This window comes from Kaistella yonginensis (assembly GCF_030409525.1).
Lineage (GTDB): Bacteria > Bacteroidota > Bacteroidia > Flavobacteriales > Weeksellaceae > Kaistella > Kaistella yonginensis.
On sequence record NZ_JAUFQB010000016.1, the window covers coordinates 23,593 to 41,707 of the forward strand.

The 18,115-nt window shown below is 33.3% G+C and carries 10 protein-coding genes; all 10 read right to left on the reverse strand.

Annotation, left to right across the window (positions count from 1 at the left end):
* Positions 1-3 precede the first annotated feature (3 nt).
* Positions 4-6,714 (reverse strand): hypothetical protein, encoded by a 6,711-nt coding sequence (locus tag QWY78_RS05765; RefSeq protein WP_290217458.1) that lies wholly within the window; start codon positions 6,712-6,714, stop codon positions 4-6.
* Between the two features lie 775 nt (positions 6,715-7,489).
* Complete coding sequence (locus QWY78_RS05770) at positions 7,490-8,059, reverse strand: hypothetical protein (RefSeq protein ID WP_290217460.1); 570 nt, start codon at positions 8,057-8,059, stop codon at positions 7,490-7,492.
* Positions 8,060-8,063: 4 nt separating this feature from the next.
* A complete protein-coding gene (locus QWY78_RS05775; protein WP_290217462.1) occupies positions 8,064-10,700 on the reverse strand; it encodes a hypothetical protein in 2,637 nt (878 codons plus the stop codon).
* Entirely contained in the window at positions 10,700-12,862 is a 2,163-nt protein-coding gene (locus QWY78_RS05780) for a hypothetical protein (protein WP_290217464.1), read from the reverse strand. Before QWY78_RS05780 ends, QWY78_RS05775 begins: the two co-directional genes overlap by 1 nt.
* 1,064 nt (positions 12,863-13,926) lie before the next feature.
* On the reverse strand, positions 13,927-14,733 hold the full coding sequence (locus QWY78_RS05785) for a PRTRC system ThiF family protein (protein WP_290217517.1): 807 nt from the start codon (positions 14,731-14,733) through the stop codon (positions 13,927-13,929).
* Complete coding sequence (locus tag QWY78_RS05790; protein ID WP_290217466.1) at positions 14,733-15,485, reverse strand: PRTRC system protein B; 753 nt, start codon at positions 15,483-15,485, stop codon at positions 14,733-14,735. The genes QWY78_RS05785 and QWY78_RS05790 overlap by 1 nt, the downstream gene beginning before the upstream one ends.
* A gap of 30 nt (positions 15,486-15,515) precedes the next feature.
* Positions 15,516-16,733: a hypothetical protein gene (locus QWY78_RS05795; protein ID WP_290217468.1), complete on the reverse strand. Its 1,218-nt coding sequence runs from the start codon at positions 16,731-16,733 to the stop codon at positions 15,516-15,518.
* A 92-nt stretch (positions 16,734-16,825) separates the two neighbouring features.
* Positions 16,826-17,044: a PRTRC system protein C gene (locus tag QWY78_RS05800; RefSeq protein WP_290217469.1), complete on the reverse strand. Its 219-nt coding sequence runs from the start codon at positions 17,042-17,044 to the stop codon at positions 16,826-16,828.
* Positions 17,045-17,068: 24 nt separating this feature from the next.
* Positions 17,069-17,596 (reverse strand): prtrc system protein e, encoded by a 528-nt coding sequence (locus QWY78_RS05805; RefSeq protein WP_290217471.1) that lies wholly within the window; start codon positions 17,594-17,596, stop codon positions 17,069-17,071.
* 34 nt (positions 17,597-17,630) lie between these two features.
* On the reverse strand, positions 17,631-18,029 hold the full coding sequence (locus QWY78_RS05810) for a single-stranded DNA-binding protein (protein WP_290217473.1): 399 nt from the start codon (positions 18,027-18,029) through the stop codon (positions 17,631-17,633).
* Positions 18,030-18,115: the final 86 nt, after the last annotated feature.

The window sequence follows — 18,115 nt, forward strand, 5'->3', positions numbered from 1 at the left end:
TTTTTATTGATTAATAATTATTGGTTCAGTAAACACGGTATTTAATCTCTCATCTTCATTGGGAATTCCCGTTTCGTCCTTGACTACGTATTCTCGTTTATTTCCATCCCAAGTCTTATAAACGAATTGGAATTGGAGTTCTTTCGCAGTGATATTTTTTGTTTCATGCATAACAATAGCCTGTGAATAATCTTTGTTCCAAAGCACTTTATATTTTGCCCCGGCTCCTTTTGCACCAAGGATTATCAAGGTAGTGACAATGTCTTGTACAACAATTCGTGGATCATTGAATGGCTCTGGATTTCTTACAAGTAAGGCTACAACATTATTGTTGGTGCTATTTATAATTTTCAGAAAATCTGTATTTCTTGGTGGATCTAGCGGACTTATTTTTAAAATTCCTTCCATCGCTCTGTCAAATTCATGAATGTATTTTTCTCGCAATAGGTCGGTTTCATTATTTGGAGTTTTACCGACCAAAGCATACAAATTATTAACCTGACTGGTCGTTAAATCTAATCTCACCTCGTATACTGCCTGCCTGCTCTGAATAAGATTTAGGTTTTCATCCCTTTCGTTCAACTGGTAACTCAAGACCTGTTTTCTGAAGTTTTCGTATCGTGATGTTCTGAAAGCAAACTCATGAACCTTCTGGATTTCTTCATAAACAATTTTTTCACCAACCATTTGATTTTTAATTTCGCCATTGCCATCAGCATCATAAGCACTGTAAACCATCGCAGTATATAGTTTTTCAGGTTTTAGGTTGGTAAGTGCGACTGTTCTCATTTTTACTGATGGAGAAATTGGAAACCCAAGTTTGACCTCACAATTAACTGCACCTTGAGTTTCTTGTGCTTCCTCAAGCAAATCTAAATAAGTCTGCACGCTAATAGGAAGTTTTGGGTCTTTATCATCAGTCCACTCATAAGCAGCTCCGGGAACATCTTCTTCATTCCATCCAATTGGAATTGGATAGGGTATTATTGCTTCCGAAACAGGGTCTTTAATTATTATAGGCATTTCCATTTTTATGGCACTACGTCCTTTGTAATCACTCCAATCGCTGAACATATGTGAAACATATGCTTTATCAAAGAACAACTCGATTTTACACTGTTCATCGCCAAAAAATAGCGGTTTTGACCCCAAAATATTGCCGTCAGGATTAGGATATGAACGTTGATAATCTATATAGGAAAGCAAAGAGGTCAAAGAAGATTCATCGTCCTTTCTAGTTTTGGTCTCATACGTTTCCGTATTTTCATTGTATTCTTTATACTTTAAATATTCGTCATTCTGTTTATGAAAATGACCAACAGGTCCCATCGTTTTAAATCCGTAGAAATAATCAAAAACTTTGGAATCAGTACTTCCTCCATCTACTTCATCTTTTAATCTGAAATGCAACATGAATGTTGTGTCGGGTCTCCAAATTGGCTGAACAGTTTTATTCATAGCTTTAATGGTTTCTTCCATGTCTTCAGTTACTGCCGGCTGACCTGGAATGGTTTGTTCATATTCAAATTCTGTCATTGTCCTCCAACTGACCTCCTGAACAGAAGTGGTGCAAACAGAAGTAAAAGGATCTGAATTTTCATTACATCCGCAATCCGCATAGGTTTCTTCTATTGGCTTCGCCTGCATTTTTTCTATTTGAATAATGGAGTATTTATATTTTCCTAAGTTTCCATTAGTACCTGATTTTCCGGTTTCACCCGGATCTCCTGGACCATGACCACCGCCATCCCTACTTTCTTCAAACTCACTCAAACACAAATAATCTCCTTTATCTACAATTTTTTTAATACCATTCGTTACAAAGCCATAATCCGCAATATCTAATGACAGATTTAAAATGAGAACACTATTTTTATTGAAATCAACATTAATGTTACTGGAATATCCAATTGTAGTAAGAACATTTAAAAGAGTATTTTCATCATTGATAAAAGATTCTGGTTCCTGAAATACGACATCTACATAATGATTTGCCAAAATACTAAAAACAATACTTTTACAATTAACGTCTGAACATGCAGCACTTCTTAAAATTGCAAGTTCGGCATTGAGCGTATCTATTTGAGCAGATTGGGAGGGAGTAAGGATAACCATATTACCTTCTCCTGCATTTGCTTCAGCTTCCAACCAAATCGCAGCAATTTCTTGATGAATAGCACTAATTCTATCCTTGTCATTGGTATCCGGGATAATTTCTATTTTCGAAAAGATTTGTGGTATCACACCATTCTCAACATCACGTTTAGGATTTCCGATTTCTATCTGATGAGCTAATTGTTGTTTTGTAAAAGAAATTTCATCTACTTGAATATATTTTGGCTTGATGGTATTGCCTTTTACACTCTCATACACTTTGATAATAATTCCTCTTGCATACGTTGTTAAATTCAACCTCACTTGAGCCGAATCTTCCGGAAAAGTAATGATAAGATTATCTCCATTACTGAACTCTAATGAATGATCATAATTAAATGGATTAGAAGAATTTTTTACAACCATCTTCGCATCAGATGTAATCTGAGTAGTATTTCCTTCTTCATCTACTTCAATAGTTTGGGCGTAAGTTCCTTCAATATTGTAATAAGCACCACAAATAAGATATGAATTGTAACCTGCCGGTGGAGTATACTCTGTTCCAAAAGGAATATTTAAGAAATTAGAAATATGCCATTGTGTTGCAAGTTGGGTACAGAACAATGAAGAAGGGGTTATGCCATACTGCTCAGGAATCACCCAGCCAGCTTCTCCAGGATCCATATAAGAAAACGGAGATGTTGCCAGAAGGCGAATGGAATCATACCGATCTGTATTTTTTTGCCAGTGTCCGATTTTAAGAGCAGTTACATCACTATTTTCTCCCAAAGGAAACAATGCTTCATAAGGATGATAATCAACCCAAGAATCGTCTGTTCGCATTTTAACATTGATACTTTCGATAGAATATTTATGTTTAACTTGTTGCAAGGTAAGATTTCCTTTTACGATATTTTTTGGAGGAATAAATTCCATACAATTATTTGCGACACTGGTATGACTGCCAATAATAGCATCAACTAATGCAGAAGGAACTAATCCCTTTTCCATTTTAATGTCAATAAAGGTATCCATTGGAATGATTGCATCAATAGTTGCTGTAATACGAGGATAAATCGGAGCAGCCCCTATTTCATTTTGAGATACGTTCATCAGGGTAAGATCAAAAGATTCATTGGTTAACATATGAATTCCTTTCACGGAATCATTTGTACGAACTTGTTTTGCATAATCGGGATTAGACACCGCTTGGTAAGTTAAAGCGGCAATTGCTGTACGATCAATTGCACCTGGTTTTTGCCACTTGAAAGTAAGAGTAACCTTCAACTTAAAAGTAAACAACCAAGTCACTTTAACCCTGATATCAATTCTCAATTGTGCAAATATTAAAAATGGTTTTACCATTTCCACACTAAAAAAAATACTTACAGCAAAACTGGCTTGCAGAAACCAGAAATTAAGTGCAAAACCACCTTCTATATAAAGATAGCCACCAACTTGAGATTTTTCAAAACTAATTTGAGTGCCTACCTCTATCATCACCCACGCCCTTGCAATATACAAGTCAAAATCGAAACCAACTCTTGCTCCAGCTTCAATTCCGGCAGCCGAAATCATTAAGAATCCTTGAGCCTTAATATTCAATATATCTTTGAACATTAGTACCGTAATCGGTTTTTCTTTTGTTCCGAAATTAATATACCAAGGTCTTTGATTTTTAAAAAAGAAGCCCGCCTGCATTTCTCCTTTAATGTCAATAAACCAGCCTGAAGATTTATTAATTTGATAATTTGCCCCTACGCCGAATTCTAAAGAATCATCTCCGATAATTAAAAAAGCATAAAATGGAGGCACTCGCTTATCACTTTCTATGAGACCTAAACGGTCGCTGAGAATGGCTAATCCCGCATCAATAGCAAACATATTTGGAATGGAAAGAAGCATCATTGTTCTCAGTGAAACTATTTTTCCACTGTCCGCAATGGTTGCCATAGAAGCTCCTAAACCTACAGAAAAAGGATTGGTATAACCTTCAGTCTCTAAAGGGTTTCTTAATTTTTCTTCATTGATTCCAGCTCTATGAGCAACATAATAATCGTACCATGTATTATTTTCTGTAAGACCAGGAACCGCTTTTTTATCTGCTACATATTTTTTCCCAATAAGACCTTTAAAACCATAAATCCCAATAGGACCCAATGGAATGGGAGTTCCTAGTTCCACCGCAGCGCTTACCAAAAATGATTTATTTTTAGGATTAAGCTTCATATAAGCTTGTCCTGCGATTTTGGCTTTTGGAATCTTTATTGATACACTACCTCCAAATTCATCACTGAAACCAAGGTCAGGAATAGTTAATGAACCTTTTATAATAGCAATCGCTTGCTCTTCTGAAGCATTCCCCGGGATAATCAAATCTATTGATAATGTTGAAATATGAAGAAAACGATCCCCTGTTGGTTTTCCTTCAGTATCTAAATACTCCTCATCATCGACAGTATAAAAGTATTTGATTCCATTACCCATTATGTCTAACCCGATAGGATCTACACTTAATGCTCCGTCAAAACCGATATAGTTATAGTTCCTTATTTTTCCATCAAATTCTCTCTGTATAGAACCCAAATGTATTCCTGTAACCGACATTTCTACTGGCCCTAAAGGCAAAGTGAAATTGGTGGGTATAAAACCAATACCACCAGCGATTTCAAATCTCCCGTTGCTGTAAATTCTTATCGCCGGAAGATCAATCTCTTTTCCTTTGAAAATTCTACCAATCGCACCATCATTAGGGAATTTTAACTTGGTATCTGCTCCAATAAAAAAATCTTTTCCTTCTCTTCCTAATTCTGCAGTTTGTAAGGTGAGAACAATTTTATCAAACAAACTTATGCTAAGACCAGGCACAAAACTAGCTGTGAGTTTAAAATTTTCACTGCTTTCCCATTCACCGAGTAATTCTATCCGTGTAGGTTGAGGATTAGCCTCCTCACCAACTTTTTTAAATTTTTTTATTTCTAACGCAGCACGAAGAGAAGATTGAACTACTTGACCGTGGTGAAAATCAATATCAAATCTATAAAATCCAAGACGCCATTTTTTAAGATCTTCCTTCTTTTTATCTCCTAGACTAAACCACATTGGTTCGTTATTTGGAGAAACTGGCAGTAGATTTTTTAAAAACTGGTAATATTCTTGTTCCGTTTTAAATTCTTTTTCTTCATTTGTCACCTTCATTTTGAGCTTAAAAGGAAACTCAAATTTCATCATGGATGGCGAAGGTAGATCTGTATTCATAAAAAGAACAAGATCCGCATGCTTCGTAATAGTAGTTTCCCGTCCTTGTACTTTCAAAGGATAAACTAGGTCAAAATAATCCTGGAAATAGTCTACCACCTTCGTCTTACCTTCAACAATTGCTGCCTTGTAAGTAGCCCGTACGGCGATATTCCCTGAGATACCACCAGTACCTACCAAAAGATTATTGGCAGAAATTCCTATTGTTTGTCCATCTTGTTTTTTGAACCACTTTTTAGGAAGAAAAACTTCGGTGTATTCCATGTACACTCCCATAAATTCTTTTGGTCTTCCATCAGCATCTGCTTCAGCAATATTCTCTGTGGTACTAAGATCTATTTTAAGATTATTAATATCAATAACCAAACCTGTTTTGCCAATACCTGCTGGACAATTAAGATCCAATACCAAATCCATATTATAGCCGAAACCTTTTTCTGTATCTGCATAGAATAAGGCTTCCCCAAAAAGCAACATAACTTTGTTATCATAACCTTCCGTATTTTCTGGAATTGGCTCTAAAGAAACATCATCATCATCATCACCAATCTTTGTACCTTCTGGATAAACGGGTACTAAAATATTTCTTGGAAACTCTATTCCCGCTGATAAAAGTAATGTTGCTCTAAATTTTGGTATAATCACATCTTTTATAAATGCGTCTATATCCTGCGGAATTAATGATCGAAAATAAACTTTTACGTTCGCCGAAGTCTCTTCTAAATCTGCGGTTGATAAATAAGCGCTAAATGCTATCAAAGAAGCATATTTACCACCTGATTTATTGAACATTTCTGCAACAAGATCCTGCAACGTTGTTGCATCTGTAGGTAATGTTAATGGACTATCTAAAAGCCCTGCTTCATTAATGTCTTTAACGAACTGTTGCAAAGGTGAAATATCCTGATCCTCTGGATCTACGAAGGTGTTGACAAAGTGCGCAATAGCTTGCTCTTCAGTAATATTAAGAACCCGAAGTGCCACCTCAAAAATCTGTTGAGGATCAAAAGAAAAATTACCTACACTGAAAAAACGAAGATAAGCCAGAATTTTCCACTGATATTCTATGGTAATCGGAAAAGCCGAGATATTGTTATCGCTTCCTTGAAAGTCGGGATTCAAGACCAGAAATATACCAGTACCAGGAATTTCTATATCTATTCGTTTTGAGACGATTGATAAACTGTAGAACGCAGAATCTCCTTTTGGACTTTTGCTGTACTGCAAATCCTTAAAATAAATTTTATCAAGTAAATTAATAACTCCTGTTCTTATAAATCCTAAAATATCCGGAATGTCTTTTTCTGATACTACAGATGATAACCTCGGATAATATCGATGTGGTATTGGTGGCTTAGACATATTTTATTTCGTGTTATTTGTTGTTTGGGTTTATTGCTTGATAAGCCCGTCTAATGATTATGGCAAAGGATATTTCTGTAATCTATTCAGTATCTCGAAAGATTTTGCAGATAGAATTTCAAAAAGAATTAGAAATTTCTACATTTATAAAGTCTTCAATCATCATTATGCGTTCTTTCAAATATAGTAAAGAATTCCATCAAAACACCATAAATTTACACAAAACAAATACATTTAATTTCATATTGATATGGAATGCTTTTAAACTGCATTATAATCACATTTTTGGAAATCAAAAAAAACAGTCATCTATAAACTAGTACATACACTTTGGATCTTCTAATTTTCATTTCAATTGATCAGTATTAATGTTTTACTTTCATATTCCTCGGTGAAACTTTCATCATAACCAAAAATAGATTTTTAAAATCGCAATTGTAATTTTCGTACTTCTGCAAAAACAAATTGTTCTGCTGGTAAATCTTTTCAAATGAGTTATTTATGGATTCTATACTTTTACCAACACAATTGGAACACGAATAAATTTCGACCCTCATTTATTACTGACGTTTTTACGATTAAAAATACAAATTGCAGGCAAATGCCTGCAATTTTTTATTAACGTTATCGGTAATTTTCTTTTAAAAACCCCTATGTATAAAACAAACCAACACATGTGGAACATTACCATTATTTGCTTTATATATTTTGCTCATCAACGCCTGATTACTAGTAATAGGCTCTAAAAATTGATTTAAAAAATTTGTAGTTGTCATTAAGGAATTATGGGCTCTGCATTTTTATAATAATCTCCTACTTCATCCCAAGAAAAATTTACTCCGGGTTGCCCTATGTTTGCAGCAAGAATGTCTTCTCCAAATTCATTGGTTTTATAAACCATAAAGCAGGTGCCATCTTCATTATATTCAAAATCATATTTTTCTTCTCCATTTTCATAGAAATATTTTGTTGTTCTTAATGGTTGTTCCTGTAAATTTAGTAATCTGAAACAAATCGTTTGATTGTCTTTAATTATAGATACTGTTCTTCCTGTCAATTGTCCATTTTCATAGGTATAGCCCTCGCCTTTAACGCAATTGAACAATTGTTCCGATTTAATTAAAACGACAGTTTCAATTTGTGCATATTGAGATAAAACGGAAGCAGGATCTTCATTTATATCTAAATAATAATTAATATTATTTATAATTCCATTTTCGAAAGATTCAATCTTTTTTAATTTATTATCTATTGAAATGTATTTAGAATATTCTTCTAGTTGTAATGCCTGATTAATAGGTATTTCTATACCATAGTTATTTTTATATACTATATTTGTACTCATTATTTTAAAATTTTATATATGGTGAGACATCGAATGATTTACCATTGATAATAATAGAAACATTTAGTCCTCCAAAAGGAACAATGTCTTGACTGTAACATTTTTGCATAAATGTTTTGCCTTTTTCTTCAAGAATACCAAACTGCCTGTTTTTTATGATTCCTTCATTAATTTGTTTATTTAACTTTAATTTATAGTTATTAAATTCAACACTCCTTCCCTTAAATTCTAATGTTTTAGCTCTATCAAATAGCATATTTTTTAGTTGTTGCAATTGACTTTCATCAATAATAATTGCAATATCAACATCTTTTGCATTTGCCCTGCGAAGAGAAGACCCTTGAACCCTAATGTCAGCAACAGGGAGCCCCCAATCATTAACTATAGATTTTAATTTATTTTTAAAGAAATTAAATTCTTGAATATTACTAAAAGAAAATGGATATCCTCTTGGCTCAACAATATTTTTCCAAGCAAACATCTGTTGCTGTAAATCATTATAATGAATAAGTTTTTTTTCTCGGCACGCAATAAAAATAAAATCTTCAATTTCTCTTTCATTCATTTTTTGATAGAGACCGTGTTGAATTAGTTCATCAATTTGTGTGTCTGTAAAATGAGTATTCAAAAATTCATCATCTAAGGATATTCTGTTTCTTATTTTGTTTCTTGTCTTAATAAGAAAACCCGAAAGGTCTTCTACAGCATTTTCTGCGTGTTTTGCTATAATTAATTTATAATTATTAGAAAAATTAGCCGGATATATATTACTGTCAACCAATTCTTTTGCAGATTTTCGTAATGCGTAACTTGCAAAAAAGTCTGTAGCCCCTGTAATCATCTGAAGGCAAAATAAATATTTTTGATATTTTTTACAGAATTCATTTTGCTGATTATCACAATTATCGGTAGCAAATTTAAACATTAGGCTAACCACATCTAAGGATACATTTGCAGCAGCTAAAAAGGTGGCTACTTGAGCTAATCTAGTCATATTCCTCAAATGCCTTAACTTTGCCAAATTCCCAATCCCCGAAAATGTAAGAGCTACGTCCAAAAATACACCAACTTCGTTTTTAAAAGATTCCCAGTCATTGGTATCGTCTATATATTTCAAATAGAAAATTGGTATTAAAGAATTAAGCTGTTGAGAGTTTCCCGATCCTAAAACCGGCATTTTTACCGTGGTATCAAAGTTAGTATCTAACAAAGAAACTGGTTGAAACACAGAATAACTGCCAAAAAACTCATCTAATTTTGTATGAATAATATAGTTACCATCTGCATCAATTTTGGGAGCTTTATTAGTATATGCAATAATATTGCTCGTATCTTCACTAAATTTGAAATCAAAATTATTTTTAAAAATCCCTAAAAATTCATTAGATCTATAGCTTAATGTAAATAGTGTGTTTTCATTATAGGTATATTGAGCCATTCTAGACTCAATGTATATTCCATCAGGAGAATATGGACTATACTTACTATCTTTCCAATATTTTAAAATTGTATTTGCAAAGATTTTTTTATTATCTCCATTTATTTTTTCGTACAATTTTTGGTATAAAGAAATATGGTCAACGGTAGTTTTAGTTAATCCATCAAGAAAATCATTGTATTGTTCAAGTTTAATTGATTTTACAACTTTAAGAACGATATGTTCTCTACTTCCTCCTTGAAAAGCTGTACTCCACCAATCTGTAATAGCTTTTTTGCAAAATACTCTGAGAATTTTTAATTTTTCTTCAATTTGCAAATGCATTAATACTTTCTCACTAAAAAAAGAAACTGCTATAAAAAATTTATCATCTGGGTCTTCCAGAGCATTTATTTTCTCTCTATAATATTTGAAGTTCAAATAATATTTTTCTAACCAATTTCTGTAATTGATAAAATCTTGATTACTATATTCATAAAACTCAGAAATTGCACTTTGATCTGCCCAAGAAATGTTTTGCTCATTCCAAGTATTTATCAAATTATTCTCGTCCAAAAATTTATAAAAATCACCATCAGTTTTTCTGTATCTTTCTAATAAAACTGCAATATCCAATAATACATTTTTATTTATATCCTGGCCCAATGCATCTTTCCTGCTTGCATGAATTTTATAAAATTTAAAAAGGGTGTCATTCGGAGACAGACAATTACTATTACCTTCGTAATCAAAATTTGCAGGAAATGGAATTGGTCGATCAGGAAAATCTTTAAAAACGGAATGTTCATTATGATCATATATCAAAGTGTAAGTAGCTGTACATAGTTGATGATTATTAACATCTTGACTTTCCTGATTTTTAATGTATTTTTTATTAACTTTGATAGCGGCTCCATCCTCAGCATACACAAAATTTCCTTTAAAAATGTGTTGAGGATATTCCAATGTAGAAATTGTTTTATTTTTTCCTTTTAAATTATTGAACTCAATTTCATTGAAAAAACATGAAAAAGGTTGCCCCGAATTATTTAAGGTATATAATGCAATAAATGGAGTGTTAGATTCTTCAAGAAAAAATCGACTTAATCTACCTATTTCATTAAAATCCATTCTGTCATAAGGTAAATATCTAATTTGACTGCCTATATTAACTTTGTTTAATACTACATCTCCATTGGGTAGTACAATTGCAAACTCTTCCATTAGAATATTAATTTCTCTATTAAACAATTATTACCGGTTGTCATTTTAGGCATCCACATACTATACTCCTCGCTTGCAAAAAGCATATTATCAATCGTGGTTACAAAGACTTTGGTTGTGGGTTCAAAGAATTTAAGCTCTCCGTTTTGGTCCTCACCAATCACACAAAGGCTGTATTTCCTATAAGCTGTTCCTTCAGAAGAGGTATAATAACTTTCTTCATCTTCCAATTCATTTTTAAAATAGAATTTAGGATTGTTCAAAATTTTTGTTCCTATAAGTTCTTTGAAGATCGTGTTTTCTGGTTCCGTAATACCTAAAAGTTTTTTACTGGGCAAACTGACATCTTGCAAATGCAGCGATAAGCCTGTAATGGTATTGCCGTCACTTCCCGTAAAAACTTCAGTTTGCAGATAATAAGGTTTCTCCGGACGGTAAAAATTATTAAGACTTTGGCTATAACTTATTGTACCGCTATTGCTGTTATCCTGATAGGCAGAACGACTTTCAAAGAAAGATCCCGTGTTTTGGCGAATACTATTAAGTAATGTTTCGTAGGTGATGCGTTTGAGATTTTCGGCACCCTCTTTCACTACCAAATCTTCTGTTCTTTTGCTGGTGACCGTAGCAATATCCTGCCCTCTTGCCTTATTATTAAAGTTGATTAATAACAGATTCTGATCTACAATATAATGCAACTCGTTTGCAGATTTGGACTGAATATGTGGTTCAGCATTAATCAGTCCGAAAACATCATCAATGTCTTTCATATAATAGACCGCAGATTCTTCTGGTGTATCTTGGGTCACCGAAATCTGTTTGCCTTCGTAGATCATTTGTATGATGGTAGAAACAGCTTTTGTTTCAACTTTATTGGTCACAAAACCAATGGCTTTGGTAAAAACAATATCTTCATTTTCAGGATCATTATTATCATTCAACAGATTATTATTTCGGATAAAATAATCTTCATGCTGCGTGACCAAAGTATCGATAACGCCTTGTTTAATGTACAACCCAGCTCCACTATTATAGTCGGTTGTCAACTTGAAAGAAAGCTTTGAAACATTCTGAAATGCTTTTACAGACCAGCTTGCTCCAAATTTTTCCTCGGCATATTGACCACCATTTAATGCAATCCGAATATCGTTGCTGTTGGAATCAGATATCTTATAATTTCCATAGAAATTATAACTCCGCTGGCGGTTGCTTTGAACATACAGATAGGTAGTATTTTTCGTAACAAACTTATTCAGTAAAGCATATATGGTTTCCGAAGAATCTAAGATTTCAGTTTTCAACAGATAAACCTTACCATTGCCATAGGTATGAAGCCCATAAAATGCTGCAATATCCATAAATTGCATCGCAGATTCCTGAATGAGTTTCTTTTGGATGCCCGTATATCCTGCGGTCTCCAATTGATATTCTCCGACTCTAGCAAATGCTAAATCTAATTTGAAAGGATTAGGATCATTTTCTACCGTATAATCTCCTTCGTTGAGAACAATATCAATCCCTAAAGTTTCTACAGCATTTCCCAGATAAATTCCTTCGGGAATCATGGGCAATTCGTACGCAAATTTCTTTTCCTCCGTAGTAGTTTCATCAACTTCTACTATTTTTGAAATCTTGAAAAAATAATCATCGATTAAATCTCCTAATTGTTGTTCACTTCCAACTTCTGGGGGATAACCGATAAATTCTTGCGGAAAATTGGTTTGTCCCGGATTAAAATGCAAAAAATCTTTCCAGATTTCCTGTACAAAACCGGTAGCTGTTTCACTGTTTGCAACCACTTTTCCTCCGGAGAAAAAATCAGACTTTTTAAGACCTCTATAAATGAAATACTTAATAGCCAATCCTTTTATAGGTTGCGAAAAGGGTTTCAGTATAAGATTCACTTTAGTAGCATCAGAGCTGCTTGGCTGCACTAAAATCTGCCCTTTGCAAATATTAAAAACCTTCCCTGTATAATTAAGAACAGAAGTTGTTCGGAAAATATTTTCGTCAAGGACTCCAAACTTTTGAGCAGCAGTTTGATTTTGAGTGACTTTAGAAGGATCTAAATAGAAATAAGATTCGGCATACAATTCTGCACGAATATTTCTGCCATTGTCTGAAGTTGTAGAATCTGATGGTGAGGATGTTGTGGTTGGCATTCTAAATATAAATATTAAAAGTGATAGATGATGCGCTTAACACAACATGGCATTCTTTTTATCAAAATCAGCATTATGTGTCTTTTCAAATATAGTAAAGAATTTTATCAAAATGAAATAAATTTACACTAAAACATAGAAATTAAAGATAATAATTACGCAAAACACATTAAACCATACTATAACTACATTGTAGCAACTAGCAAGAATTATCATCTCATAAATCCAAAGACATCTAGCATGTCGATTTCTGTCAGGTAGACTTATTTTATTTCGTATTATTTCATTTATGTAACGATGAAATAACTGGACAACCTCTTTCCCATAAATATACGTTTCTGATCACAGCGAGGAATTGTATTTGTGCAAAATATCTGACAATAAAAACCAAAAAAAATGCGTAAAAAAGTGCAAAAAAAATGGCAATAAAAACACTGTTGTAAATTAGTTTTATAACATTCCAAAATATATAGTTTCACAAAAATCCATTATTTATTTTCGTTTTAAAGGCAGAATCTCTCGTGAACGAGAGATTCTTTGTTTTGCGAATTAAAGAAAAAACATTGGAGTAAATCAAAAAATAAATTGCGGTGAAAAAATGAAAGATACTTTGAAAACTCCTTCTACTAAAGGAAATATTAATGAATAAATTTTGTCCTTTCGTGAATTTTTTAAAAAAAAGAAGTTTGTGCCTGAAATTATTGTTGAACACACAAACGTTTTAAGGAAATGAAAGTATTTATTATTAAGATTATAATCAAAAATTACATGAAAATTAAAAAAAATAAAATTGGAAAGAGCACCATCATAATATTCATCATAGCACTAACATTTCTTATATGTTATATTACTTATCATGGAAAAAATATTGAACTGAATATCCTCCAGAATTTTATGTTAAAAACTACTGATACGTCAATACGTTCGTAACCTCTTTTCAAAAACATCTAAAGCCAATGCCATGAATGTTTTTGAAATGTGGTTGCTCCAATTTCCGCAAAAATGCGTTTTCGACCAATAGGAGAAATTGCATTTTTGCCGCCCGATAAAAATCGGGCGACTTTTTACAACTTTATCGGTTGAGATTGAAAGTTTTTCAAATTAAGAAAGAATCCTCTATTTTCGGTCATTCCATTGCGGAAAAGATTCCAAAGCAAAGAACTTCCCATTTGCGCCAATGTTGAGTTAATATACAAATCCTGCTTTTCCAATGCTTCTGCCAAACTGCAACTTGGTGTATCATCTTCAAATTCAGAAATCTTTAAAAGTTCGCCAAATTCCTCAGTCACATAAGGTAAGTTGGGAATCGTTTCATATTTCGCGGAATTGGGTTGTTGAATATTTCCGATTGTTGAAAGCAAAACTTGCCCCGAATATTGACTGTTCCCAAAATCCATCCAGTATTTACATTGGTTTCTGTATAGTCTCCTACTCTCTTTTAATTCATTCAGAATTTCGCCAATTTCAAAACGAGATTTTACATTATCGACACACGAAATATAAATTGCAGACTGCATATTATTCTGTACTCTTCCCAAATTATTCCTTTCAAATTTTCGTATTTCTGCTTTCCAATTCGTTCCGAAAAAACGATTAATTCTATTGATTAGCGCAACGGATTTATGCAATCCCAATTCACTTTCTGCAAAAAGTTGTCTTCCTAAATTCGCTTCAGTAATCACATCATCATCCCATAATCGCACGGACAATCCTGCGTGATTCAATTCGGTTAAAGCATGATTCATTCTTGCCAATGCCGTTAAAACCTGCGAACCTGTTCCGCCTGCTCCGATTAAATTTACCGTTACAGGATTTGTGGGATTGAGCAAATCATTATCGGTAAAATGAACTTTTATTTTTTCTGTTGGTATCATTGCAAAAATTCTTTTAATGTTCTGTTATTTTTTACTAAAATTTCTTTCGGGAAAGTGTCTTTTGTTCCAATCTGCTTTTTCCAAAGAATAATGCAATTTCCTTTTATCGGATTATGATTATACATCAAATGACTGAAATACGAATTGAAAAAATAATGTTCCCAACTCTCGGTAAATTCTTCCAAAGAAGCGGAATTTTTTACTTTCACATCCACCGTTCCCATGCAAACATTTCCGTTATCATATACATTGAAAAATGGAGCGTGAAAAAGTGGTGTTTTTTCATCAGGGCGTTCATCAGTTTCTAAAGCGAAAATTTTTAAATTCTGTTTATTAGCAATCCAAAGCAACGGTGGAACATTTGCTTTCCCATTAGGAATATTCAGATTTTTCACAAAAAACAAATCTCTTTCCTGTTCTTTGGTAAACCAAATTACTTTTCCATTTTCAGAAGAATCTGTAAACAAAATGTTGGATGAAATAATGCCTTTTGGTTTCAAAAAAACTTTATCTTTCTTATTCTGAATATTCAACGTTTTAGAAAGTCTTTGTGCTTCTCTCACAGTCAAAGGATGAGAATTAATTGGATTTCCAGATTTATCCATATCGAAAAATTCTACATAAGTTTCAGAATTGTAATTTTCAGTTTGATAAAAAATTAATGCAGATTTCGGGTGATAAAGCGTTCCGAAATTATCAGTGATGTCAATTTCTTCATTTTCTATTTCTGTGCTGTATCTATTTTCCATTTTTTTTATTTTAAGTTGTCTTTCAAATGTTCAATTTTCTTGTTTTTTCATTTGGGAATAATGGTCTAATACTCCTATTAATCGTCTTAACACCTCAAAAAGGCGATTTTCAAAATCAAGATTATTATTAGTAATGTCGTTTCCATTAAAAGTTTTGATAATCATTGGTTCTTGAACTTCTCCGTATTCATTAAATTCATTATTTACATTTTCGATGAGATTTTGATTAATCCATCCTTTATCATCCGCAAAAAAAGAAATATATTTTTCCATTGAAATCACTCTATCTTCATCATAATACTCATCTTCATCAATATTTTCCTGCTTCAAAATATTATTAAAATGGGCATTTCTGAAAATACTTTCTTCGGGATAATCAGCGTAAAGGTGAAATGCCATTTCTGAAAATTGAAAACATAATTTATCAAAATCATCTTTAGGTTTAAATCGCTCAAGCCGTTTCCCAAATAGTTCTAAATTCTTACGGTGTGAAATTTTCTGTTCCATCAAATCCCCAATAATTTCTGCTTGTTGAAGTTCCTTTTTATACAGATGGCTTTCATCTATTTCTTCATCTTGGTCAAGCCAATCCGTCAGCATTTCATATATCCCGTAGAGATAAGAATTTTCCTGTCGGTAATAAGGAATATCAGCGTTTCTGTACAAATAACTGCAAACCGACAAAAGCAATTGGGCAGTTTTTTTTCTATTTTTGTCTTTCAGCATTTTATAAAGCGGAATCACCGGAATGTTAAACAAACTTGTGCTTGTATTGTATCGTTCTTCGCTGATAAAATAGGTTCTGTTTTTATTCTGAATCAATCGGACGCTATCCCAATTTTCAACCGTATTCTTCAGTTTATTTTCTGTATCCCAAAGTGAAAGCGCAAGATTGTACGGATATTCAAACTCTTTTGTCGGCATTGAATTGATGCAGTAATGTTCCGAAAGTTGGGAAAGAGATTGATAAAAATCCCTTTCCGTTTTCTTGGTTTGCCTTTGATTCTGTGGCTTTGTTATCACATTTTGAGCTAAATTTTCTTTTAATTTTGGAAGAAAAGTGGTTTTCAAAAAACCATCGGAAGTTGCGCTATCGGAACTGATTTCCTTTGGTCTTTTTGGATTTCTGAGGCATCTTTTTCCTGCTTCATCCACTCCGAAAATGCTCCCAACTGTCGGTGCAATTGTTTTTGCTTTCGTTCTTCGGGCGGTTTTATTTTTCCCGATATTATTTTTCGTTGCATTCATTTTTGGTTTTGTTGATGGTTTAGAGTTGTCGGTTGTTGCCTTTGAATTGGTAGAATTCCTATCAACAATCAACCAACAACTGTCAACTAATTTTAGCCTTTCGTTCCCATCACGCTTTCAAATTTGTACTGAATCGTATCATCTTTAATTTGTGGTGTAGAAACTTTGGCGGTGGTTAAAATCGGGTACGTGTTGGCGTAAAAATTCATCACTGCTTCCACGCTCCATTTCGATTCGGGGTCGGTTAATCGGATTTCCTGTCCGTTGTCTTTGAGAATGAAAATTCTTTCTAATTGAGTTGCTAATAACATATTTTTTGATTATTAAATTAAATTTTAGGATTGATTTTCGGTAAAAAGACTTGGTGCAAAATGTCTTTCGTATTCGTTCTGCTTTTTGCGGATAATTTCGGCGTAATCGGGAAACTCTGATGCTTTCGGAAGTATAGACCACGCTTCTTTGTATTTGCCCTCTTTTTCAAGTTCATCGGCTTTCTGCAAAGTTTCTTTGTACTTTTTATCCTTGGCTTCCTTGTCTTTTTTCTCCTTGTCGGATTTTTCCTTTTCCATTGCCGAGTTCTTTTTAGTTTCTTCGAGTTGCTTCATAAAACTTTCCATATCAACCATTAATCCCGAAGCGGTTTGTAGCGGTGTGGTTATACTTTCAAAAAAACCGTTGTCCAATTCTTCGGCTGTTCCTCGTAAATTCAAGGGCGGAATCGTTTTCCTTGCTTCGTCTCCGCATTGCTCGTTTTTGAGCAATACGGAAACAACATAATTGTTTGTTGTGGTTTTGGTAAATGTGATTTGTAAATCGCCTGTAAGATTGATATTGGCTATTTGTCTGAAAAAATTGGTTTGCATAATTTTAATATTAAAAGATTAAAAATTTTAGAAATTAAAATGGCAAATCATCATCCGCTTCGTCAAGCAAAGCAATAGGTGCTTTCTGCGGTTTAGCAATTGGTTGTTCTTCTAAATCAGATTTTTTTCCGCCACCATGCACTTTGATGTTTGAAGTATGGAAGTTCAATCCCGAATGAATTTCTCCATCTTTTCCAATCCACGCACTCGAACTTGCTCTGCCCGAAAGTTCCACCAAAGCACCTTTGGTAAGGATTTTCGCTACGTTCGGACTTATCCAATACGAGCAATTGTAATAACTCGTTTGTTCTATGCGTTCGCCTTGTTTGTTTTTATAGCTGTCGTTGATGGCTACTGAGAAATTCACAACTTTTTTGTCATTTTTCAATGTGTTGATTTCTGCGTTTTTTGTAATTCTTCCAATGATGTTCATAATGTTAATTTTTGATTGTTAATATTTAATTTTTTGTTAATTTTAAATTTTCGATTGAATTGATTTGGTTTCGAGGACACTCGGCT